This is a genomic window from Paraburkholderia sp. BCC1885, from assembly GCF_900996235.1.
GTDB lineage: Bacteria > Pseudomonadota > Gammaproteobacteria > Burkholderiales > Burkholderiaceae > Paraburkholderia.
The window spans coordinates 121,493-143,240 of record NZ_CAAJGM010000252.1; the positions used below are offsets into that span (position 1 = coordinate 121,493).

Annotated in this window: 16 protein-coding genes and 5 tRNA genes; 5 read left to right on the forward strand and 16 right to left on the reverse strand. The window is 63.0% G+C overall.

Going from position 1 to position 21,748, the window contains the following annotated elements; translation table 11 throughout:
- Positions 1 to 51: 51 nt before the first annotated feature.
- The 3 genes from FQ755_RS32690 (at position 52) to FQ755_RS32700 (ending at position 3,759) form a co-directional block, all read left to right on the forward strand.
- Positions 52 to 1,140: an aldose epimerase family protein gene (locus FQ755_RS32690; RefSeq protein WP_144161473.1), complete on the forward strand. Its 1,089-nt coding sequence runs from the start codon at positions 52 to 54 to the stop codon at positions 1,138 to 1,140.
- 145 nt (positions 1,141 to 1,285) lie between these two features.
- The gene (locus FQ755_RS32695; protein WP_144161138.1) at positions 1,286 to 1,852 is read left to right on the forward strand and encodes a hypothetical protein; all 567 of its coding nucleotides are present in this window, start codon (positions 1,286 to 1,288) and stop codon (positions 1,850 to 1,852) included.
- A 215-nt stretch (positions 1,853 to 2,067) separates the two neighbouring features.
- A complete protein-coding gene (locus FQ755_RS32700; RefSeq protein WP_144161142.1) occupies positions 2,068 to 3,759 on the forward strand; it encodes a purple acid phosphatase family protein in 1,692 nt (563 codons plus the stop codon).
- Positions 3,760 to 3,818: 59 nt separating this feature from the next.
- Here FQ755_RS32700 and FQ755_RS32705 read toward each other — a convergent pair whose 3' ends face one another.
- The 5 genes from FQ755_RS32705 to FQ755_RS32725 form a co-directional block, all read right to left on the reverse strand.
- The gene (locus tag FQ755_RS32705; RefSeq protein WP_260858985.1) at positions 3,819 to 4,727 is read right to left on the reverse strand and encodes an AEC family transporter; all 909 of its coding nucleotides are present in this window, start codon (positions 4,725 to 4,727) and stop codon (positions 3,819 to 3,821) included.
- Positions 4,728 to 4,857: 130 nt separating this feature from the next.
- A complete protein-coding gene (locus FQ755_RS32710; RefSeq protein WP_144161145.1) occupies positions 4,858 to 6,576 on the reverse strand; it encodes an NAD-dependent malic enzyme in 1,719 nt (572 codons plus the stop codon).
- A gap of 174 nt (positions 6,577 to 6,750) precedes the next feature.
- Positions 6,751 to 8,265: an aldehyde dehydrogenase gene (locus FQ755_RS32715; protein ID WP_144161148.1), complete on the reverse strand. Its 1,515-nt coding sequence runs from the start codon at positions 8,263 to 8,265 to the stop codon at positions 6,751 to 6,753.
- Between the two features lie 15 nt (positions 8,266 to 8,280).
- Positions 8,281 to 9,672 carry an MFS transporter gene (locus FQ755_RS32720; RefSeq protein ID WP_144161150.1) on the reverse strand — a complete coding sequence of 464 codons (1,392 nt, stop codon included), beginning with the start codon at positions 9,670 to 9,672 and terminating at the stop codon, positions 8,281 to 8,283.
- A 53-nt stretch (positions 9,673 to 9,725) separates the two neighbouring features.
- Positions 9,726 to 10,454 carry an enoyl-CoA hydratase/isomerase family protein gene (locus FQ755_RS32725; protein ID WP_144161153.1) on the reverse strand — a complete coding sequence of 243 codons (729 nt, stop codon included), beginning with the start codon at positions 10,452 to 10,454 and terminating at the stop codon, positions 9,726 to 9,728.
- A 113-nt stretch (positions 10,455 to 10,567) separates the two neighbouring features.
- On the opposite strand from FQ755_RS32725, the gene FQ755_RS32730 reads away from it, so the two are divergent.
- A complete protein-coding gene (locus FQ755_RS32730; RefSeq protein ID WP_260858986.1) occupies positions 10,568 to 11,287 on the forward strand; it encodes a GntR family transcriptional regulator in 720 nt (239 codons plus the stop codon).
- Between the two features lie 68 nt (positions 11,288 to 11,355).
- Here the strand turns inward: FQ755_RS32730 and FQ755_RS32735 are convergent.
- From FQ755_RS32735 to gltX, 6 genes are all read right to left on the reverse strand, one after another.
- Positions 11,356 to 11,432, reverse strand: a tRNA-Asp gene (locus tag FQ755_RS32735).
- A gap of 93 nt (positions 11,433 to 11,525) precedes the next feature.
- Positions 11,526 to 11,601, reverse strand: a tRNA-Glu gene (locus FQ755_RS32740).
- A 60-nt stretch (positions 11,602 to 11,661) separates the two neighbouring features.
- A tRNA-Asp gene (locus FQ755_RS32745) sits at positions 11,662 to 11,738 on the reverse strand.
- A 106-nt stretch (positions 11,739 to 11,844) separates the two neighbouring features.
- Positions 11,845 to 11,920, reverse strand: a tRNA-Glu gene (locus tag FQ755_RS32750).
- 154 nt (positions 11,921 to 12,074) lie between these two features.
- Positions 12,075 to 12,150 (reverse strand) — tRNA-Ala (locus tag FQ755_RS32755).
- A 110-nt stretch (positions 12,151 to 12,260) separates the two neighbouring features.
- Positions 12,261 to 13,670 carry a glutamate--tRNA ligase gene (gltX, locus tag FQ755_RS32760; RefSeq protein ID WP_144161159.1) on the reverse strand — a complete coding sequence of 470 codons (1,410 nt, stop codon included), beginning with the start codon at positions 13,668 to 13,670 and terminating at the stop codon, positions 12,261 to 12,263.
- A gap of 439 nt (positions 13,671 to 14,109) precedes the next feature.
- Here gltX and FQ755_RS32765 point away from each other — a divergent pair, with 439 nt between their 5' ends.
- Complete coding sequence (locus FQ755_RS32765; RefSeq protein WP_409937795.1) at positions 14,110 to 15,087, forward strand: patatin-like phospholipase family protein; 978 nt, start codon at positions 14,110 to 14,112, stop codon at positions 15,085 to 15,087.
- A gap of 122 nt (positions 15,088 to 15,209) precedes the next feature.
- Here the strand turns inward: FQ755_RS32765 and FQ755_RS32770 are convergent, their stop codons facing one another.
- The 5 genes from FQ755_RS32770 to FQ755_RS32790 form a co-directional block, all read right to left on the reverse strand.
- Positions 15,210 to 15,884, reverse strand: a complete 675-nt coding sequence (locus tag FQ755_RS32770; protein ID WP_144161166.1) for a C40 family peptidase — start codon at positions 15,882 to 15,884, stop codon at positions 15,210 to 15,212.
- A gap of 128 nt (positions 15,885 to 16,012) precedes the next feature.
- Positions 16,013 to 17,644 (reverse strand): ABC transporter ATP-binding protein, encoded by a 1,632-nt coding sequence (locus tag FQ755_RS32775; RefSeq protein WP_144161169.1) that lies wholly within the window; start codon positions 17,642 to 17,644, stop codon positions 16,013 to 16,015.
- On the reverse strand, positions 17,641 to 18,747 hold the full coding sequence (locus tag FQ755_RS32780; protein WP_144161174.1) for an ABC transporter permease: 1,107 nt from the start codon (positions 18,745 to 18,747) through the stop codon (positions 17,641 to 17,643). The genes FQ755_RS32775 and FQ755_RS32780 overlap by 4 nt, the downstream gene beginning before the upstream one ends.
- A 1-nt stretch (position 18,748) precedes the next feature.
- Positions 18,749 to 19,786 (reverse strand): microcin C ABC transporter permease YejB, encoded by a 1,038-nt coding sequence (locus tag FQ755_RS32785; RefSeq protein WP_144161177.1) that lies wholly within the window; start codon positions 19,784 to 19,786, stop codon positions 18,749 to 18,751.
- Positions 19,787 to 19,863: 77 nt separating this feature from the next.
- Positions 19,864 to 21,708 carry an extracellular solute-binding protein gene (locus FQ755_RS32790; RefSeq protein WP_409937798.1) on the reverse strand — a complete coding sequence of 615 codons (1,845 nt, stop codon included), beginning with the start codon at positions 21,706 to 21,708 and terminating at the stop codon, positions 19,864 to 19,866.
- Between the last annotated feature and the right edge of the window lie 40 nt (positions 21,709 to 21,748).

A 21,748-nucleotide genomic window follows, 5' to 3' on the forward strand; every position in this document is an offset into this window, starting at 1 on the left:
AATCCGGCGTATCCTCGATGCGCTTTGGGAATCCTTTACTCTCCTGCCGATATGATCAGTCACGCGCAATTTTCTTCCGAGCCCTGGGGCGCCGCCCCCGGTGGCGATCCGGTCCAGCTTTTCACGTTGCGCAACGCGCATGGCATGAAGGTCAGCATCAGCGATCTCGGCGCCACGCTGGTGTCGTGGCATGCGCCGGATCGCGCCGGCCGGCTCGGCGACATTCTGCTTGGCCACGACACGCCGGCCGAATACCTCGCGTCCACCACCTATATGGGCGGCCTGATCGGACGCTGGGCGAATCGCATCGCCGGGGCGCGCTTCACGCTCGACGGCATCGAGTACACGCTCGATCGCAACGAAGGCGACAATCTGCTGCATGGCGGCAGTGCCGGTTTCAACCGGTTGCCCTGGGAGGCGGAAGAAGACAACGGCTCGCTCGTGCTGCGTCTGGAGTCGCCTGAAGGCGATGCGGGTTTTCCAGGCCACGTAACCGTGCAGGTCCGCTACACGCTCGATGACGACGGCGCCCTGACCATCGCATACGAAGCCATCACCGATGCACCGACGCCGCTCAATCTCACGAGCCACGCCTACTTCAATCTCAGCGGGGAGGCGACGGGCGACGTGCGCGGCCACGTGGTGTCGATCGACGCCGAAGCCTATTTCGAAGTCGACGCCGGCATGATTCCCACCCGGCGCGCGGAGGTTGCCGGCAATGCGTTCGACTTCCGGCAGAGCGCCCCGCTCGGCGCGCGTCTGGACTGGCCGAATGCGCAGCTTGCACTCGCAAGCGGCTTCGATCACTGCTACGTACTGCCGGAACTCGCAGCAGCCGCAGCGGCCGCGTCACGCCCGCAGCCGGTGCGCGAAGTGGCGCGTGTCTACGAGCCCGGCAGCGGGCGCGAACTGAGCGTGCGCACCGATCAATGGGGCCTGCAGTTCTACACGGGAAACCATCTCGAAGGCGAAAAAGGCCGTGGCGGCCACACTTATTCGAAATACGCCGGCCTTTGTCTCGAGGCGGGAGGTTTTCCAAACCAGATCAACATGGCCAACCCCGCGCAGGTCATTCTGCGGCCCGGTGAGGAATATCGGCAAGTCACGCAGTATCGCGTCGGGGTACGCACCGGCGTTTGAGCATCCTCTTCGCGCATGCTGCAGAGTTGAAGCGGCAGGCGCGAAATTCCATCATAAGGCTGCGTTTTCAGCCAATGCGCATCAAAGCAACATTCTCTGTTGGGTACCTGATTTCAGGCACAAAACGGCGTGATAGAGTCCTGCCTTGCCGCTGCAAAGCAGCAACGGGGCAACGACTCCATTCCGTCGTTGTGTAAGCCAAAGGAGAATCAAAATTAACAACAAGCTGACAGTTATTATTGCCGCGACACTCTCGCTGACGTCGATCCACGCATTCGCCGGCAATGCCGCGAATTCTTTGTCACCCTTGCAATCCGCCAACGCCGTCATGGTCACGGGCGGCTCGAATGCGAACAACGGTGGCGCAAAGAAAGACCGCGAAACGCTCGCGATCGCCGCCGTCGACAGCAACGGCCCGGTTGCCGATGCCAAATGCGTGTTGACCAATTCCAAGGGCGACTGGTCGGTGACGGCACCCGACAGCATTGAAGTACGCCGCTCGGATTCGGACCTGCAGATCAAGTGCGAGAAGGCCGGCTATGACGCGGTCACGGCGACGATCAAGGCATCGAAGACAGAAATTCCGCGTCCTGAGTTCCACTTCGCAGCAGGCGGCAGCGGTGACGACGATGAAAACGCCACGATCACGGTGCCGCAATATGCGCCGTCCATCACGGTGACCTTCGGCAGCAAGCAGGCCAACGCCAACTAAACACCGGTGGGTCGGATCTGGACAGCATGGCACTGCGGGCCGGGGCGCGCGGTGTCACGCGGTTGCGCTGTGATGACCGTCTGGTTGCGGCGAGATTGCCAGACCCAGGCGCCTGTCACAGTACGGAAAGACAGTTGTGCGAATAATATGTGCGCGGCTGCGCGCGTGACGCGTGGCCGCGCCCGTTACTCCACCTTCCGGCCAGGAACCCCGCCATGTCGAACAGGAACACGCCCGCGTCAGGCTCCCGCCCCGCCGAGGTTCTTGCCGCCGTCTCGCGGCGCGGTTTCCTGAAGCTCGCCGGCGTGTCGGGCCTGGCGGGCGCCGCCGGCAGTCTCGCGGCCACGAGCCAGGCAGCCACCCGCAGCCCGGACGGCAGGCCCGAACAGATCCACATGACATGGGGTAACGATCCCACCAGTGAGGTGGTGATCTCATGGGCTTCGCTCGCCTCTGCTGTCAATCCGCGTGTGCAGTTCGGCAATGCAGGCGAGCAGGCGCGGACCGTGCACGGCGTGCAACGCATCTATACCGATGGCCTCAACGGCGCCACCGTGTTCACCTATCACGCACGACTGCACGGCCTGCAACCGGCCAACACCTATCAGTACACGGTCACGGCCGACAACGACAGCAACGCCGCGCAACCCTTCACCGCCAGCTTCCAGACCGCACCGCGCGGCCGCGCGCCGTTTCGCTGGACCACCTATGGCGATCTCGCCACGCCCAACACCGAGTGGGCGCTCTCGTATCCGCAAAGCCGCTTTGCCGTGCAGGCCGTCGAGCGCTTCGAGCCGCTGTTTCATCTGTTGAACGGCGACCTGTGCTACGCCAATCTGAACCCGGCGCATCAGCCCGACGTGTGGCGTGATTTCGGCAACAACGTGCAGAACTCGGCGGCGAACCGTCCGTGGATGCCGTGTCCGGGCAACCACGAAATCGAATTCAACAATGGACCGCAAGGTCTCGCTTCGTATCTCACGCGCTACACGCTGCCGGAAAACGGCACGCACTTTTCCGGTCAGTGGTATAGCTTTCGCGTGAGTTCGATCCTGTTCATTTCGCTCGACTCCGACGACGTCATCTACCAGGACGCCGCAGCCTTCGTAGCTGGGCCGAATCCGCTCGTGCCAGTCGCCAGCACCGGCCATGCGCCGATCGAACCGGGTACGTCGTTCTATGTGCGCGGCTACAGTCACGGCCTGCAAACGCGCTGGCTCGAACAGACCTTGCGGCGCGCGTCGGAAGATCATGAGATCGACTGGATCGTGGTGCAGATGCACCAGGACGCGCTGACGTCGTCGAAGACCGGCAACGGATCGGACAAGGGGATTCGCGAGGCGTGGCTGCCGCTTTTCGACCGCTACGGCGTCGACCTGGTCGTCTGCGGGCACGATCACGACTACGAGCGCAGCCATCCGGTGCGCGGCTGCAACCACAACGCGGGCAAGGATGCGACGACGGGCGCCGCCGTGGATACGCTGCAACCGCGTCCGGTGTTGGCGGCGGACCCCGACAGCACCACCTTCGATACCCGCCACGGCACCATCCATCTGATCCTCGGCGGCGGCGGCACGAATGCGCCACTCGACGTCTACGGCGAGGACGAGGCCGACGGCTTGCCGCAGGCCAAAGTATTCACCAAACCGAATCGGCCGATACCCGGCAGTGCAGCGAACACATTCGTTCGGAATCCTGCCGATGCACTGGAAGACGCGATCTGGTCGGCGAAACGCGATACCGGCACCGGTTATGGCATCGCCGTGTTCGACCACGATCCGGGCCAGCCCGGCGCTCACACGACCATCACGATGAACTACTATCACGCGCCCGGCGCGGATCAGACGCCCACCGCGAACTACGAGCTATTCGAAACCATCGTGCTGAGGAAGCCGCGCCGGAGTTAATGGCCGCCCCCTCAATAAAATCAGCTAGAAAAAATAGGCAATCAGGAGTCCTTCGGTAATCACGCCCAAATCGTGCTGATCAAAATGGTGGCGGTCGCGTCGGCCGTGTAGGTCCTCGATTTGAGCGCGAACATGGCGGCCGCGGTGGCCGTCGGCACCGCGCCGGTAATCACGGCCTGGTGTGCAGGCGCGCCCACCACACCGAACAGAACCGCGCCCACCGCCATGAGTCCCGGCTGGAAGAAGTTCTTGATCGCCAGATTGGTCAACACGTTCGCGTTGATCATGAAACGTTCGCCGTACAGCATGAGTCCGAGCGCGAACAGCGAGGTGCCGCCCGCGGCCTTGGCGATCAGATCCACGGACGTCAGCACCGGCTCGGGCAGCGTGACGTGCGCAAAGCTAAGCACCATGCCGGAGATCGGCAGCCAGACAATCGGATTGATCACCGCGCGCGCCACGCTCTGCCCGAAAATCCGCAGGATGTCCGGCTTCTCGCCGCCCGCCTCGCCTGTGCCGCCGAGATTCGTCAGCACAATGGTCAACGGCAGCATGAAGATACTGGTGATGAGATTGCCGACCAGCACGGCGAGAAATCCCTCAGGGCCGAATACCGAGGCAAGAATGGGCGCACCGAAGTACGCCATATCCGGAAACGCGCACACCAGCGCCTGCATGGTGGCGGTGCGCAGATCGTGCCGGAACACGAAGCGGCCGAGCGCGAGCGCGAGCAGGTAGGTCCCCATCAAGCCGAGCGTCAGGCACGCCGCAAAGCCCAGGTTATGCAGCTTGTCCGGCGAGGTCTTCACCGCCCCTTCGAACAGCGCAAAGGGCAGCGCGAAACGGATCACCAGGGTAGCCAGCACGCCGGCATCGTCGTGCTTCAGCAGGCCGATGCGGCCCGAGAACCAGCCGAGCATGATGACGAACGCGACCGGCAACAGCCCGTTGAGGATGGTGTTGAGCACTGAAAAACTCCGGTTCTTTTTATGGATCGGCTCATTGATCAACCGTCGAGCCTGCTGCCGGCATCAATGCGCGGATCGATCCGTGGATCAACCCGCGCATTGATGCACGCGCCGGCCATGCTAAACCAGATCACGCGCTGCCGCTCTTAACCCGCTGATAGGGCACGTAGTGCGGCGTCCAGACCTTGCTGCGAATCAGGCCTTCTATCTGGTCCGTGCTCACTCCCTGGGTCAGGCCTTCCTTGTGTGCCTGCAGCGCGACCGCGAGAGCCACCGTGATCGACACATCGCGCAACGAGGTGACCGGCGGCAGCAGGTTCTTGCCGGGATCGCTGCGCGCGGGCGAGGCCGCGGCAAGCGCCTTCGCGGCGGCCATGAACATCTGGTCGGTGACGCGGCTCGCCTTGACTGCGATCGCGCCGAGACCTACGCCCGGGAAAATGTATGAGTTATTGGTCTGATCGACCTTGAACTTCGCGCCCTTGCGCTCGAGCGCCGGGAACGGACTCCCCGTGCCGATCACCGCCCGGCCCTCGCTCCAGGCTTCCAGATCGCCAGGCGTCGCTTCCGCACGAGACGTCGGATTGGAAAGCGGGAAGATCACCGGCCGCGCGTTGTGCTCGGCCATCGCTCGTACCACCGGTTCGGAGAAGGCGCCGGCCTGGCCCGACACGCCGATCAGCACCGTCGGTTTCGCATTGCGCACGACGTCGAGCAGCGCGACCCGGTCCGGGTGATCGAGCTTCCAGTTAGCGAGCGCCGCCTTGTCCTGCAGGAACGGCTGCTGAAACGAAGCGATGCCGTCCATGCCCTCCACCAGCAGGCCGTCGCGGTCGACCATGAAAAAGCGCTTGCCTGCCTCGCTATCGGACAGCCCCGCATCGGTCATCGCCTTGCGGATCAGGCTCGCAATGCCGCACCCGGCCGAACCCGCGCCCATCACGGCAATGCGCTGCTCCGTAAGCGGCACGCCCGTCACGTTGATGGCCGACAGCAGCGTGCCGGTCGCCACGGCGGCGGTGCCCTGCACGTCGTCGTTGAATGTGCATAGACGGTCGCGATACTTTTCGAGCATGCGCGTGGCGTTGTTCTTGGCGAAATCTTCCCACTGCAGCAACACGTGCGGCCAGCGCTTCGCCACCGCGCTCACGAAGGTTTCGATGAAATCGTCGTACTCTTCGCCACGCACGCGTTCATGACGCCAGCCGATATACAGCGGATCGTTCAGACAATCGGGATTGTCGGTGCCGACATCCAGCAGGATAGGCAGCGTGGTCGCGGGATGCAGCCCGCCGCAACCGGTATAGAGCGCCAGCTTGCCGATCGGGATGCCCATACCGCCCGCGCCCTGGTCGCCGAGACCGAGGATACGCTCGCCGTCCGTCACGACGATGGCTTCGACCTTGTCGAACGAAGGATGCGCCAGGATGGAGGCAATGCGCTTCTTGTGCGGCAGGCTCAAAAACAGGCCGCGCGGCTTGCGAAACAGGCGGCTGAACTGCTGGCAGCCGGCGCCCACCGTCGGTGTATAAACGATGGGCAACAATTCTTCGAGATTCTGTACCAGCAGCGAAAAGAACAGCGTCTCGTTGGTATCCTGCAGATCGCGCAAAAAGGCGTAGCGTTCGAGGTCCGTCGCGAAGCTGCGCAGCGCCTGCAGACGGCGCGACACCTGTTCCTCCAGCGTGCCGATCGTGGGCGGCAAGAGGCCGTGCAGATCGAACGCATCGCGCTCCGACTCGGTGAACGCAGTGCCTTTGTTCAGCAACGGAGTGGCAAGCAATTCGTAACCGGACCGGGAAGTCTCGATGACGGCCGTGGCCGCCTCGGTCGTCGCTACCTTGGACATGGTGGATCCCTCCTTAAATGACCGTAACCAGTCTAGGTAAGGAAATCGCCCCTGTCCCGAAGTTTCACGAAAAAAACGTTTACGACTAAGGCGCGGCCGCGTGTTGCCGGGCCGCGCCTCAGTCAGGCCGCTTCAGTTTTTTCTTCAGTTTGCTGAAGGCAACTTTAGTCGGCTTTAGTTGAGCCGCTTCAGTTGACCGTCGTCGGCGTACCAGTCGACCGTGGTGCCGCTGGTATTCACCGTCACGGCACGCGGTTCACTGAACTGATCGAACGATTCAATACCGGTCTCGCGACCGACACCGCTGTTCTTGAAGCCGCCCCACGGCGAAGCCGGGTCGAGACGGTGATGATCGTTGATCCACACCATGCCGAAGATGAGCTTGCCCGCCACGCGATGGGCGCGCGCCACATCCTGGGTCCATACCGAGGCGGCGAGGCCGAACTGCGTGTCGTTGGCGATGCGCAGCGCGTCCGCTTCGTCCTTGAACGGCATGATGACCGTGACCGGTCCGAACACTTCGTCCTGGCCGAGTTCGGACTTCGGGTCGACGTCGTAGAACGCAGTGGGTTCGAGGTAAAAGCCTTCGTCGCGCAGATGCTCCGGAATACCGCCGCCGCTCAGCACCTTCGCGCCTTGCGTAATGCCCCGTTCGAGCATGGCGAGGATGCGGGCGCGCGAGCGCGCGGAAATCACCGGCCCGAGTTGGGTGCGCACGTCAGCCGGATCGCCGACACGAATCGCCGCGACCTTCGCCTTGAATTTTTCGAGGAAGGCCGGATAGATCGATTCCTGCACCAGAATGCGCGCGCCGCACACGCAGGTCTGACCCGCGCCGATAAAGGCCGCAAACGCGGCGCCATTCACGGCGCGTTCGAGGTCCATGTCGTCGAACAGGATCACCGCGCCCTTGCCGCCCAGTTCGAGCGTCGTCAGCGCGAAAGTCTGCGCGGCCGCTTCGCCGATGGAGCGCCCCACTTCCGTGCCGCCGGTGAACACGACCTTGGCGATCAGCGGATGACGCGCGAGCGCCGCGCCCGCTTCCTTGCCCTCGCCGTTGATGACGTTGACCACGCCGTCGGGCACACCCGCCTGCTGCAGCAGTTCGACGAGCCGCACGGTGGTGAGCGGCGTCTGCTCGGACGCCTTGATGACCACGCTATTGCCGGTCGCGAGCGCCGGCGCGAGACTCTTCGACAGAATCATCAACGGATGGTTGAACGACGTCATCAGTGCACACACGCCGAGCGGCACGCGCTGGGTGTAGCAGAGGTACGGCCCTTCGATGGGGATCACGTCGCTGCGGCGCGTCAGCGCGAGCGCGGCGAAATAGCGGTAGAACTGCGGCAGACGCGAAATCTGCGCGCGCGTTTCCGTGAGCGGCCGGCCGTTGTTGAGCGTTTCGAGCTTGTAGAAGCTCTCCAGATCCGCCTCGAACAGATCGGCGAAACGGTTCAGCACGCGGGCGCGCTGCTGGATCGGCATGTCGCGCCATACGCCGCTCTCGAAAGCCGCGTGCGCGCCCTGCACCGCGCGATCGACGTCGTCGGCCGCCGCCGCTGCAAGTTGCCCGATCACCGCACCGTTGGCCGGGTTGATGATGTCCATGGTCTTGCTGGAAGCCGCATCGACGAACTTGCCGTCAATGAACAGTTTCGCGTTCAGATATTGCTGGTTCACTGCATCCATTCACATTCTCCCTATTTACTTAAGCGGGGACACCCGCGCATCGGTTCCGACCTCGCGGCGCACGCTCGCGTCCGTCGGCTGAATATCTTCGAGGCGCTGGCCGGTCGATTCCACGCCGAGCGCCGCCACCACCACGATCTGAATGGCCAGCAGGCCGATCATCAAGGCCAGTACGCCGATCACCCCATAGTGCCCAAATAGCGCAACCACGATGAACGGCGTGACGATAGTCGCGCCACGGCCGAGGGTGTTGCAGATGCCGGACGCGCGCAGCCGCACTTCGGTCGGGAAGAGTTCCGGCACGTAGATGGCGAACAGCAGCGCGACCAGCACATAGATAGGAATCACCAGCAGCAATCCGACGATGGGCAACAGCACTTCGTTGCTGACGAACGGATAGATCGAGCCGAACACGATGGCCAGCAACGACGCGCCAATGATGGTGGTCTTGCGGCCCAGGCGATCGGCGGTCAGCGCGCCGAATCCGGAACCGAGCGGCGCACCGAACGACATCACGAGCGCAAAGCCGAACGACTTGGCAATGCTGAAGCCTTGGTGCACGAAGAAAGTCGGCAGCCAGGTGACAAAACCGTACAGCAGCGTGTTGATCACAATCAGCGTGACGCAGCCGACGATCATCCGCGGCAGCATGGCTCCCGCAAACAGCGAGCCAAGCTCGCGCGACGGTGCGATCAGCGGCTTGACCGCCGGCGTGGGCAACGGCGCGTTGCCGTGCTCGGCGCGCACCTCGCCCTCGATGGCCGAGAGAATTGTTTCGGCTTCCTTATCATGTCCAGCGGACTCCAGCCAGCGCGGCGACTCGGGCAACGACTTACGCGCATACCAGACGCCGATCGCACCCAGGCCGCCCAGCACGAACATGCCACGCCAGCCCAGCACCGGAATCAGCAACAGGCCGATCAGCCCCGCGACCGGCAATCCCGACACCACGAACACCGCCATCAGACCTTGCAGCTTGCCGCGCGACGCAGGCGGTGCGAATTCCGTAAGCGTCGAATAACCCACCACGTTCTCCGCGCCGAGACCGAGACCCATCACGAAGCGGCAGGCAATCAGCACGGCCATGTTCGGCGCGAGCGCGGCGCCGAGCGACGCCACGCCGAACAGCATCAGGTTGGTCTGATAAGTGAAGCGCCGGCCATAACGGTCGCCTAGAAAACCCGTCGCCAATGAGCCGAGCATCATGCCGAGAAAGGTCAGCGACACGAACAGCGCGTTTTGTCCGAGCGTCGAGAAGCCGCTTTTCAGCGTGGCGCCGAGCACCGTCGACGCCACGTAAATATCGAAGCCGTCGAAAAACATGCCGATGCCGATCAGCCACATGATGCGCCGATGAAACCCGGACATGGGCAAGCGATCGAGCCGTGCCCCTGCGTTCACACTCATTTGCGTCTCCTGCAAACCTGTGATGGTCTGTCGATTTAGTAGAACTTAATGGTTCACTTGCCCTGCAGACGAAGCGCGGTGACCGTCAGCGTTTCGGTGGCGCAGCGGAAGTTGTGTTCGAGCGGACTCTCCTCGGCGAACTGGAAGAAACTCTTGCACTGGCGGGTGCCGGTTTCGTCGAGCGCGAGGATACGTTCGGTGAGCGCATCCGCTTCTGCCGGCAAGCGCTCGGGCGCAATCACGCGGCTGACGAGCCCCGCGGCCAGGGCGGCTTCGGGTGTGAATTCGTCACCGAACAGCACCATCGGGAAAACGTGCTTGGGCAGTGCGTAGCGGCCGAGGTACGCCATGATCGCGGCGGGCGGCAGGCCCTTTCGCATCTCCGGGAACGCGAGGCCCGCGTTGCTCGCGACCAGCGTGAAATCGCACAGGATGGCGAGGCCGAGGCCAAAGCCGAAAGCGTTGCCATGCACTTCGGCAATCGTGATCAGCGAGGTGGCGCGCACGAGGCGCTTCAATTCGATCAGCCGCGCGACTTCCTGATGGATCGACGCCGCGTCGTGGCCGGCGCGCTCGCGGCCGGTGCAGAACACCTTGCCCCTCGCGCGGATGCGCAGGACGCGGGCAGTCGGCATGACCGCCTCGGCGCGCAGGGCGGCGATCATCGCGTCGAACATCGGCGCGGTGACTTCGTTGCCCGCTTCCGCGTGGTTGAGCGTAAACGTCAGAACCGCATCCGTCCGGTCGATCAGGACCGGTTGCGGGAGAGTTGCATTATCCAAATGGCCTCCTGGTGCGAGCGCTTTCGCTGCTGTATAATCTGTATACAGCGTATTCAGCATATACCGGGATGTCAATGACTTCGTCGACAAAAACTCAATTGCAGGAATCAACGATGGATTCGTCGGAGCAGACGCTCGATGCTATCGGCCGCAAATATCATGCGCGCATGCGCACCGTGGACGCCCCGAGCGACTCGCTGAGCGACGGCGTGGTGGTGCCGGCGCTGCGCGATGCGATCGTCGAGGGCGTGCTGCCGCCGGGCAGCCGGCTCTCCGAAGTGCAGATCGCCAGGCAGCTCAATGTGAGCCGCACGCCGATGCGCGAGGCGTTCGCGCAACTCGAACGCGAAGGATTGGTGACGGTGGTGGCGCGGGTCGGCGCGTTCGTGCGCTCGGTGACCTTGCGCGACGTCGCGGAGATCTACAGGGTACGCATGGCGCTCGAATGTCTCGCGGTGCAGTTGGCGGCGGACCGCATCACCGCGCTTGGCCGCGCGCAACTCGAGGACGTGACCGACGCCATGCAGGCAAGCCTCGCGGCCAACGACCCCGCGGGTTACGTCGATGGACTCGACCGCTTCTACGCCATCGTGATGACACTCGCGGATAACCGCACGCTGCAGGCGACGCATGCGAGTCTGATCGGGCCGGTGCGGCGCCTGCGGCGCATCGCGATGTCGCGCGGCGGCCGCATGCGTGTGTCATGCGAGCAAGCGGTGAAAATCAAGAACGCGATCATCTCCGGCGATCCGATTGTTCAGGACCTGATGCGCGACCAGTTGCGCGGTGCGTGCGAAGCAGCGACGGATGTGCTGAAGGAAAACGAAGGCTGAGCTGGATGAGTGCCAGAAAAGCAAAAACCCCGTAAGCGATTAAGCCTACGGGGTTCTTCTTTCAAATCTGGCGGAGCGGACGGGACTCGAACCCGCGACCCCCGGCGTGACAGGCCGGTATTCTAACCAACTGAACTACCGCTCCAGATTTTCTGCACTGCTGACTTGCGAGCGCTAATTGCTCTCACAAGTCACAAACTGCATCGACTCAACTGCTGACCGAGCGATGCCGATGTCCTGGCGTCCCCTAGGGGATTCGAACCCCTGTACTCACCGTGAAAGGGTGATGTCCTAGGCCTCTAGACGAAGGGGACAACGTACGCTTACACCTTTAATGAAAAAGCCCGTTCAAGTTCATATGAACGGGCTTTGTCTGGCGGAGTGGACGGGACTCGAACCCGCGACCCCCGGCGTGACAGGCCGGTATTCTAACCGACTGAACTACCACTCCAGTCTTTACACCCTGGCTTGCGAGCGTCGGTTTTTTCTCTGCAAGCTGCGCTACTTTATTTGTTCTTCGAACTGCTTCTTTCGAAAACTAAAGCGACGCTGATGTTTGGCGTCCCCTAGGGGATTCGAACCCCTGTACTCACCGTGAAAGGGTGATGTCCTAGGCCTCTAGACGAAGGGGACATAATCTTTTCAGATCTGTCTTTATCTTGCTGCTAACTGACGCTAATTTCGTTTCATTAGCAGCGAAGACCAATATTCTAACTACATTGTTACTGCTTGTGAAGTCTTTTTTACTACAACATCCAGACATCGGTAAGACTTCATTCTGCTCTGATGGTGGAGGTAAGCGGGATCGAACCGCTGACCTCTTGCATGCCATGCAAGCGCTCTCCCAGCTGAGCTATACCCCCCTTGCAGAACAGAAACGAGATTTTAAGGAGCAAATCCCGCTTTGTAAATACCCTTTGAGTGATTACATGCGACTTTTTTTGCGAGCCGCATGCAAACCCTCTCATACGTCTTACGCGAGCGCCTTCTCAAGGCGGCTCACCACCACGTCGCGGCCGAACAGCATCAGCACGGCGTCGATGGAAGGCGTGTGCGTCGTGCCCGCCACCAGCAGCCGCACCGGCATCGCGAGTTGCGGCATCTTCAGCTTGTGCGCGCCGAGTGTGGCCTTCAAGGCGGCGGCGATGCTCTCCTTGCTCCACTCCACGCCCTTCAACGCAGCCGCGAGATCGGCGATGGCCGGGCGTACCGCGTCCGTCACGTGCTGGGCGAGCGCATCCGCGCCCGGCGCGGGCGTGCGGTAGAACATCGCGGCGTTCTCTGCGATCTCCTTCACCGTCGAGGCGCGATCCTTCAGCAGCCCCACTACCGCCACCAGGTCTGGGCCCTGCGCGAGCATGGCTTCGTCGATGTCCAGTTCGGCGAAAAACGGCCGTGCCAGTTCCGCGAGGCGCGCGTTGTCCGCTTCCTTGATGTAGTGCGCGTTCAGCCACGTCAGCTTGTCGGGATCGTACTGAGCCGGCGACTTGCCGAGATGCTCCAGGTCGAACCATTCGACAAACTGTTCGCGCGAGAAAATTTCCGCGTCGCCATGCGACCAGCCCAGACGCGCGAGATAGTTGAGCACCGCTTCCGGCAGAAAGCCCGCGTCGCGATAGCCCGTCACGCTCATCGCGCCATGACGCTTGCTCATCTTCTCGCCCTGCTCGTTGAGCACGGTCGGCAAGTGGGCGTAGACCGGCGGCTCGCCGCCCAGCGCGCGCAGAATGTTGATCTGGCGCGGGGTGTTGTTGACGTGGTCGTCGCCGCGAATCACGTGGGTGATGCGCATGTCGAGGTCGTCGACCACCACGCAGAAGTTGTAGGTCGGCGTGCCGTCCGGACGCGCGATCACGAGGTCGTCGAGTTCTTCGTTCGAGATCTCGATCCGGCCTTTCACGGCGTCGTCCCACGCCACCACGCCCGAGAGCGGATTGCGAAAGCGCGTGACGGGCTGCACGCCGGCGGGCGGTGTCGGCAGCACCTTGCCGGGTTCCGGGCGCCAGGTGCCGTCGTAGCGCGGCTTTTCACCGGCTTCGCGTTGACGTTCGCGCAGCGCGTCGAGTTCTTCCGTCGACATATAGCATGGGTACACCAGTCCCTGCTCCTGCATCTGCCTGAGCACTTCGCGGTACCGGTCCATGCGCTGCATCTGGTAAAACGGGCCTTCGTCGTAATCGAGACCGAGCCAGCTCATGCCTTCCAGAATCGCGTCGACGGATTGCGAGGTGGACCGCTCCAGGTCGGTGTCCTCGATCCGCAGCACGAACGTGCCCTTCATCTTGCGCGCGAACGCCCACGGATACAGCGCAGAACGGATGTTGCCGAGATGGATGAAGCCGGTGGGGCTCGGTGCGAAACGGGTGCGAACGGAGGTGGTCATAAACGGTTACTCGAAGACAGGCGCCGGCGCGGCAATCGAACGCCAGCCAGCGCGGCAGCGGAACGCGCTCATGCGGCGAGAGTCGCCATGCATGAATGCGAATGGAAAATGCGAGAGTCGAATTATACCCGCCGACAGCGTCTTGCCTTGCCCTGCCGCCTGGCGTCGCCAGCGGTTTAGCGGACCGGAAAAGACCGTCGCGCACGGCGCCTTAGCTCACGGACCCTTCTCACGCCACCGCACGGCTGCGATGCATCTGTAACGTTTCCTGACGCGCGCCCCGCCCCACCCGGCCTTTGATTTATGATGTGCGCGCGCCGCCGCTGCGCCTCACCGCGGCGCAGTCGGATCGCCGCCGGCGATCCTGCCCGCTTCTGCCCGCTTGCTCGCGGCCGTCCCGCCAGCCTTGCTGGAACCCGCGCCGTTGTTGGAGAAATCGTTGACACAGCCCCCCTCACGCCTGAGCCGCCGCGCCTTCTCGCTGGCCGCCGCGTCCGCCGTTCTCACGGCCTGCACGACCACCGGCAGCCAGTCGGATCGCGGCTCGCGCCCCGCTGACATCGCGTCCACCACGCCACTCATCACGCCGCCGGCAACCACGACACCGCCGCTCGACAAGCCGCAGCGCCCGATTCGCGTCGGCCTCGCGCTGGGCGGCGGCGCCGCGCGCGGCTTTGCGCATATCGGCGTCATCAAGGCGCTCGAAGCGCGCAACATCCAGGTGGATCTGGTCGCCGGCACCAGCGCGGGCTCGGTGGTCGGCGCGCTCTATGCCTCGGGCATGAATGGTTTCGCGCTCAACAAGCTGGCCCTGAACATGGACGAAGCGTCGATCAGCGACTGGGCCATGCCGTTTCGCGCGCGCGGGTTCCTGCAAGGCATCGCGCTGCAGAACTACCTGAATACGACACTGAACAATCGTCCGATCGAAAAGATGGCCAAGCCGCTCGGCGTGGTCGCCACGGATCTGAACAGCGGCCAGCCGATCCTGTTCCAGCGCGGCAATACCGGTGTCGCCGTGCGCGCGTCATGCAGCGTGCCGTCGATTTTCGAACCGGTGAAGATTGGCGGCCACGAGTACGTGGACGGCGGCCTGGTGAGCCCGGTGCCGGCCTCCTTCGCGCGCAAGATGGGTGCCGATTTCGTGATCGCGGTGGATATCTCGCAGCGGCCCGAGGTGGGCGTCACCTCCAGTTCGTTCGACGTGCTGCTGCAGACCTTCACGATCATGGGCCAGACCATCAAGGCCTATGAACTCGACAAATACGCGGACGTGGTGATCCGGCCGAATCTGGCGGCCATGAGCGGCAGCGACTTCTCACAGCGCAACGCGGCGATTCTCGCCGGCGAGGAGGCGGCCGCGAAAATCATGCCGGAGTTGCAGCGCAAGCTGGCAGCGAGCCGCGTAGCGGCATAATTCGGGCGCCATTGCCCGTATAAGGGGTCCGTTTCAAATCCCCAAAATGCAAAAAGCCTGCTTCGCATGAAGCAGGCTTTTTTATACGCGCGGACGAAAAGGCGCTCTGGAAACCCAAACGCTTAATTTGCGTTGCCGCCAATTGCAGCATTCACACGCTGCTTCAGATCCTGCGAGCCCTGGTACGACGTTTCGATCCGGCGTGCGCCCGTGAAACGCTTTTCCCAGTAGCCGTCATCCAGATCGTCGACGCGAATCGTGCTGCCGGTAGACGGCGAATGCACGAACTTGTTGTCCCCAATATAGATGCCGACGTGCGAGAACGTGCGGCGCATCGTATTGAAGAACACCAGATCGCCTGGCTTCAGGTTGCTCATGCTGACCTTCTCGCCAACCCGGCTCATTTCTTCGGCGCGGCGCGGCAGGGCCATGCCCAGCGTGTCCTGGAAGACGTAGCGGACGAAACCGCTGCAATCCAGCCCCGAGTCCGGCGTATCGCCGCCCCAGCGATAACGCACCCCGATCATATTGAGCGCGCCCACCACCACGTCACCCGCTTTGCCGGCCATGCCGGACAAAAACGAACGCGCGCTGCTGCCTGCATCGGCTGCGGCGCTGGTGGTTTGCGGAGTGGATACGGACAGCGGAGTCGACCCGTCCTGGGTCGAAAATGAGGCATTCTGATTAAAACTGCTGACTTCGTCGGCGAACGCGCCGGGAGCTGCTGCCATCAGTACGCCAATGAACATCCCGGCGACGACGCGCGTACAAGCCTGGGTTAAGTTTCGGTGCTGCATTGGTCGGTAGTTTTTGCCTAAAAATCAGTGGGATACGGAAAAAAGTTTGGTCGATACTAGCCAGTAAGTATTCACGTGTCAAAACAAATAGAAAAATACAATCGAGACACGCACCCAATTGGTGAATTTCAGTCCGGCAGTGCGGCTTTCAGCAGCTTTCGAGTGTAAGGATGGGCCGGCGCGGCAAAAATCTGCTCGACTTCGCCGCTTTCCACGATCGAACCGTTCTGCATGACCGCCACCCGATGCGCCATCGCGCCGATCACGGCGAGGTCGTGGCTGATGAAGACGAAGCCCAGGTTGTACTTGTGCTGCAAACCGGCCAGCAGCTTGAGCACCTGCTGCTGGATGGAGACGTCGAGCGCGCTGGTCGGCTCGTCGAGAATCAGGACGCGCGGCTCGAGAACCAGAGCGCGGGCAATCGCGATCCGCTGGCGCTGTCCGCCGGAAAATTCGTGCGGATAGCGGTATAGCACCGTGCGGTCGAGGCCCACTTCGCGCAGCACCGTAATCACCTTCTCGCGCCGCGCCTCGGCATCCAGCTGCGGACGATGCAGCGCGAGCCCCTCGCCGACGATCCGCTCAATGGTCTGGCGCGGCGACAGCGAGCTGAACGGATCCTGAAACACGACCTGCATATTCGAGCGCAGCACGGTCTGTTCACGGCCGCGATAACTGCCAAGCGCCCTGCCCTGAAATTCGATCTCGCCGCGCGCGGTACGCTGCAGGCCGAGCAGCGCCATGGCGAGCGTCGATTTACCCGAGCCCGACTCGCCGACGATGCCCAAGGTCTCGCCCTGTCGCACCGACACGCTCGCCGCGTCGACCGCGCGAAACCGTCCCGAGCGGAACCAGCCGGCAAAACCCGGCAGCTTCGTTTTGAATTCGACCGAGACGTCGCGCGCTTCGAGCAACACCGGCGAGATGGGCAGCACCGGCACCACTGTACGCACAGGGCGGCTTTGTAGCAGACGCTGCGTGTAGGGATGCTGCGGCGACGTGAACACCTGCTCGACAGTGCCACTCTCGACCAGCTCGCCACGCTCCATCACCGCGACACGCTGCGCGAAGTGCCGCACGAGGTTCAGGTCGTGGGTGATCAGCAGCACGGCCATGCCGCGCTTTTCCGCTTCGTCGCGTTGCAGTTCGAGCAGCAGCTCGACGATCTGCGCGCGGATCGTCACGTCGAGCGCGGTGGTCGGTTCGTCGGCCAGCAGCAGACGCGGACGGCAGGCGAGCGCCATGGCAATCATCGTGCGTTGCCGTTGGCCGCCGGAGAGCTGATGCGGGTAGCTATTGACGCGCTTGCCTGGCTCCGTGATGCCCGTGCGCGCCAGCAGCGCGACGGCCCGCTTGCGCGCTTCCCTGGCCGGCACGCCGTCATGCACGACAATCGTTTCCGCGATCTGTTCGCCCACCGTGTAGAGCGGATTGAGGGCCGTCATCGGCTCCTGGAAGATCATCGCAATCGCCGAGCCGCGCAGACCGCGCATCTCGCGCTCGCTCCGGGTGAGCAGGTCCTCGCCGTTGAAGCGGATCGCCCCGCTCACCTCGGCGTCGCTCAACAGACGCAGGATGGACAGCGCGGTCACGCTCTTGCCCGAGCCGGATTCGCCCACCAGCGCCACGCGTTCGCCGCGTTGAATCGCGAGCGTGACGTCCTTCACCGCCACCGTGTCGCCGAACGTGACCCGCAAGCGATCGAGTTCCAGCAGCGGCCCTGCGACCGCCTGTCGGGTGTCTTGCACCGGCTCGCTCATTGATTGCCTCCGGCTCGCATGGCATCGGAGATGCGTGTGTCGAGTGCATTGCGCAGCGCGTCGCCCATGAAGGTCAGCAGCAACAGCAAGGCGACCAGCACGCCGAACGTAAACAGCGAGATCCACCACGCGTCGAGGTTGTCCTTACCTTGCGACAGCAATTCACCGAGGCTAGGTGTAGGCGACGGCACGCCCAGACCGAGAAAGTCGAGACTCGTGAGCGCGAGGATCGCCCCGCTCATGCGGAACGGCAGAAACGTGATAACGGGCGTCAGGCTGTTGGGCAGGACATGGCGCCACATGATCTGCCAGTTCGACAGTCCCATGGCGCGCGCCGCCCTGACATAGTCCTGGGTACGGTTGCGCAGAAACTCCGCGCGCACGTAGTCGGACAGGCCGATCCAGCCGAATAGCGACAACAGCACGATCAGCAGGATGAAGCCCGGTTCGAAGATGGCCGCAAAGATGATCAGCAGATACAACTCCGGCATCGCGCTCCATATCTCGATCAAACGCTGGCCGACGATGTCCGTCCTGCCGCCGAAGAAGCCCTGCACCGCGCCCGCCAGAATGCCGAGCACCGTGCCGATCAACGTCAGCACCAGCGCGAACTCCACCGAGACGCGAAAGCCGTACACGAGCCGCGCGAACAGGTCGCGGCCGCGGTCGTCGGTGCCAAGCCAGTTATCGCGCGAAGGCGGCGCGGGGTTCGGCTGCTTCGAAAAGTAGTTGAGCGTGTCGTAGTAGTACGGATTAGGCGGATACAGCGCGAAATTGCCCGGCTGGCTAAAACGGTCGCGCACGTAGGGGTCGAGATAATCGGCGGGAGTCGGGAAGTCGCCGCCGAAGGTGGTCTCCGCGTAGTCCTTGAACAACGGGAAATACAGATGCCCTTCGTAACGGACCACCACCGGTTTGTCGTTCGACCACAGCGGCGCCGCCACACTCGCGGCGAACGCGACGATAAACACGATCAGGCTCCAGTAGCCGATCCGTTGCTTGCGAAACCGCTGCCAGACGCGGCGAGCGGGCGATGGCGAAACAAACGCGCGGATCGGTTCGGTGCGCGGCGTCAGATCGGCTCGGGTGCGGGCTCGACTCAAATCAGCGCTCCAGTTGTTCGAATTGAATGCGGGGATCGACCCACACGTAGCAGAGGTCGGAGATCAGCTTGGTGACGAGGCCGATCAGCGTGAACAGATACAGCGTGCCGAGCACGACCGGATAGTCGCGCTGCATCACCGACTGATACGACAGCAGGCCGAGACCGTCGAGCGAAAACAGCGTCTCGATCAACAGGCTGCCGGTGAAAAACGCGCCGATAAACGCGCCCGGAAAACCGACGATCAAGGGCAGCGAGGCATTGCGAAACACATGCTTCCATAGCACGCGCCGCTCGGAAAGTCCCTTGGCGCGCGCGGTCAGCACATACTGCTTGCGGATCTCGTCGAGGAAAGCGTTTTTGGTCAGCATCGTGATGACCGCGAAGCTGCCCACCACCGAGGCGATGATCGGCAAGGTGATATGCCATAGGTAGTCGAGTAGCTTCGCGCCCAGGCTTAGCTGGGCCCAGTTGTCCGAGGTGAGGCCGCGCAGCGGAAACAGTTGCAGAAACGAGCCGCCGCCGAACAGCACGAGCAGCAGCACGCCGAGCACGAAACCCGGAATCGCATAGCCGATCAGCACGATCAGACTGGTGACGAAATCGAAGTGCGAGCCGTTGCGGATCGCCTTGGCGATGCCGAGCGGCACGGAGATCAGATACGTGAGGAAGAAGGTCCACATGCCGATACTGATCGACACCGGCAGCTTCGACACCACCAGCGACCACACGCTTTGATGACGGAAATAGCTCTGGCCGAGATCGAAGGTGGCGAAACGTTTGAGCATCAGCCCATAGCGTTCGAGCGGCGGTTTGTCGAAGCCGTACAGCGCCTTGAGTTGCGCGATCTGCTGCGCGTCGACCCCGGTATGCGCGCGCAGTCCGAACGACGCACCGTTTTCAGAGCCGCGGCGCAACTCGTGCGCCATCTGCTCGACCGGACCGCCAGGCACGAACTGGATCACCGCGAAGGTCAGCGTCAGGACGCCGAGCAGGGTCGGAATCATCAACAGCAGGCGTTTGAGGATGTAGCTCCACATGGCGGCGTTTCCGGTGCACGAAGGCTAAACGTTGAAGCGATGAACGAGACAGGCGAAATGCCGCGGCGGCATGGCCGTCACGATTTCGGTGTCTGCGGCGTCTGTGATGTCTGCGGCACGAACCACCAGCTCGATGGAATCCAGCCGTTGGGGTCATAGTACAGCGGCAGGGTCTGCGCCCAGGCCATGCCGCGCTTGAACGCCACCCGCCACACCGGGCTATACCACTGCGGGACCACATAATAGCCATGCATCAGCACCCGGTCGAGCGCGTGGGTCGCGTCGGTCAACTGCTCGAGCGTCTGCGCACCGACGAGCGCGTGCAGGATGGCGTCGATGGCCGGCGAGCGGATGCCGCCCAGGTTGGCCGAACCGGGAATGTCCGCGGCCTTGCTGCCGAACTGTTCCTGCTCATCGGTGCCCGGCACCTGCGAGTCGGGTACCTTGATGATGGTCGCGTCGAACTCGAACGCGTCGAGACGCTTCTGGTACACCGCGAAATCGGTGGTGCGATAGTTCAGCGTGATGCCGAGCTTCGCGAGGTTGCGCTGATACGTCGCCATCACCGGCGGCCATACGGCGGCGCCCGACGAGTCGTCCAGCATCTCGAACTCGAACTTGTCGCCCTTCGCGTTGCGCAGCGCGCCGTCGCGATAGACCCAGCCGGCTTCGGCGAGCAATGCGCGCGCCTGCAGAAGATTCGCGCGCAGCGAGCCGGGCGGATCGGTGTCGGGCTGCTTCGGCAGCGGACCGAACACGGCCGGATCGAGCTGCTTGCGCCAGGGTTCCAGCAAGGCCAGTTCTCCCGCGCTCGGCGTGCCGGTTGCCTGCCACTGCGTGTTGACGAAGTAACTGTCGATGCGGGTGTACTGGTTATAAAACAGCTGCCGGTCGAGCCACTGGAAGTCGAGCGCGAGGTCGAGCGCGCGGCGCACGCGCACGTCCTGGAAGATCGGCCGGCGCAGGTTCAGCACGAAACCCTGCATGCCATTGCCGTTGTGCTGCGGAAATTCACGCTTGATCAACTCGCCGTTATCGAACGGCTTGCCGACGTCGCGCCGCACCCAGTTGCGCGCCACCATTTCCACCGTGGCGTCGTATTCGCCGGCCTTGAAGGCCTCGCGGCGCGCGGTGTCGTCGGAATACAGCTTGTAGGTAATGCGATCGAAGTTATTGGTGCCCACCCGCACCGGCAGCGCTGCGCCCCAGTAGTTCGGATCGCGCCGGTACGTGATCGTGCGGCCGTTGTTATAACTCTCGATCAGATACGGCCCACTGCCGATCGGTTTTTCGAACGTGAGCTGATCGAACGGAATGCGTGTGCCGTCCGGCTTCACGCCCCACTTGTGCGAGAACACCGGAATGCCGCCCGCCAGCAGCGGCAGTTCGCGGTTGTGCGCGTTGAACTCGAAGCGGATGGTCTGTGGATCGACCACTACCGCGCGCGTGATCGCCGCGAAATACGACGCGTAGGCGGGCGCAGCTTGCGGGCTTTTGAGCGTGTCGAAGGAGAACTTGACGTCGGCGGCGGTCACCGGATCGCCGTTGGAAAAATGCGCGTGCGGATTGAGGTGGAAGGTGGTCGACAATCCATCCGGCGCGATGCGGATGTCGTCGGCCAGCAGACCGTACTCGGTGGCGACTTCGTCGGAACTGCCGGTGGCGAGACTCTCGAACAGAAAGTCCATGCCCGGCGCCGCGTTGCCGCGCAGCGTGAACGGATTGAATTTGTCGAAGCTCGTTTGCCGGTTCGGGTTGGCCAGAACCAGCGTGCCGCCCTTCGGCGCGTCCGGATTGACGTAGTCGAAATGTTTGAAACCGGGCGGATATTTCGGATCGCCGTATTGCGCAATCGCATACGCCGCGTGCGCGGGCCGCGCCGCCAGCAACGATGCGCCGGCCGCGCCGGACAGCATCAGCATTGCCGCCAACCAGGCCGGCACCGTCTGCGAAGGGTCCCGC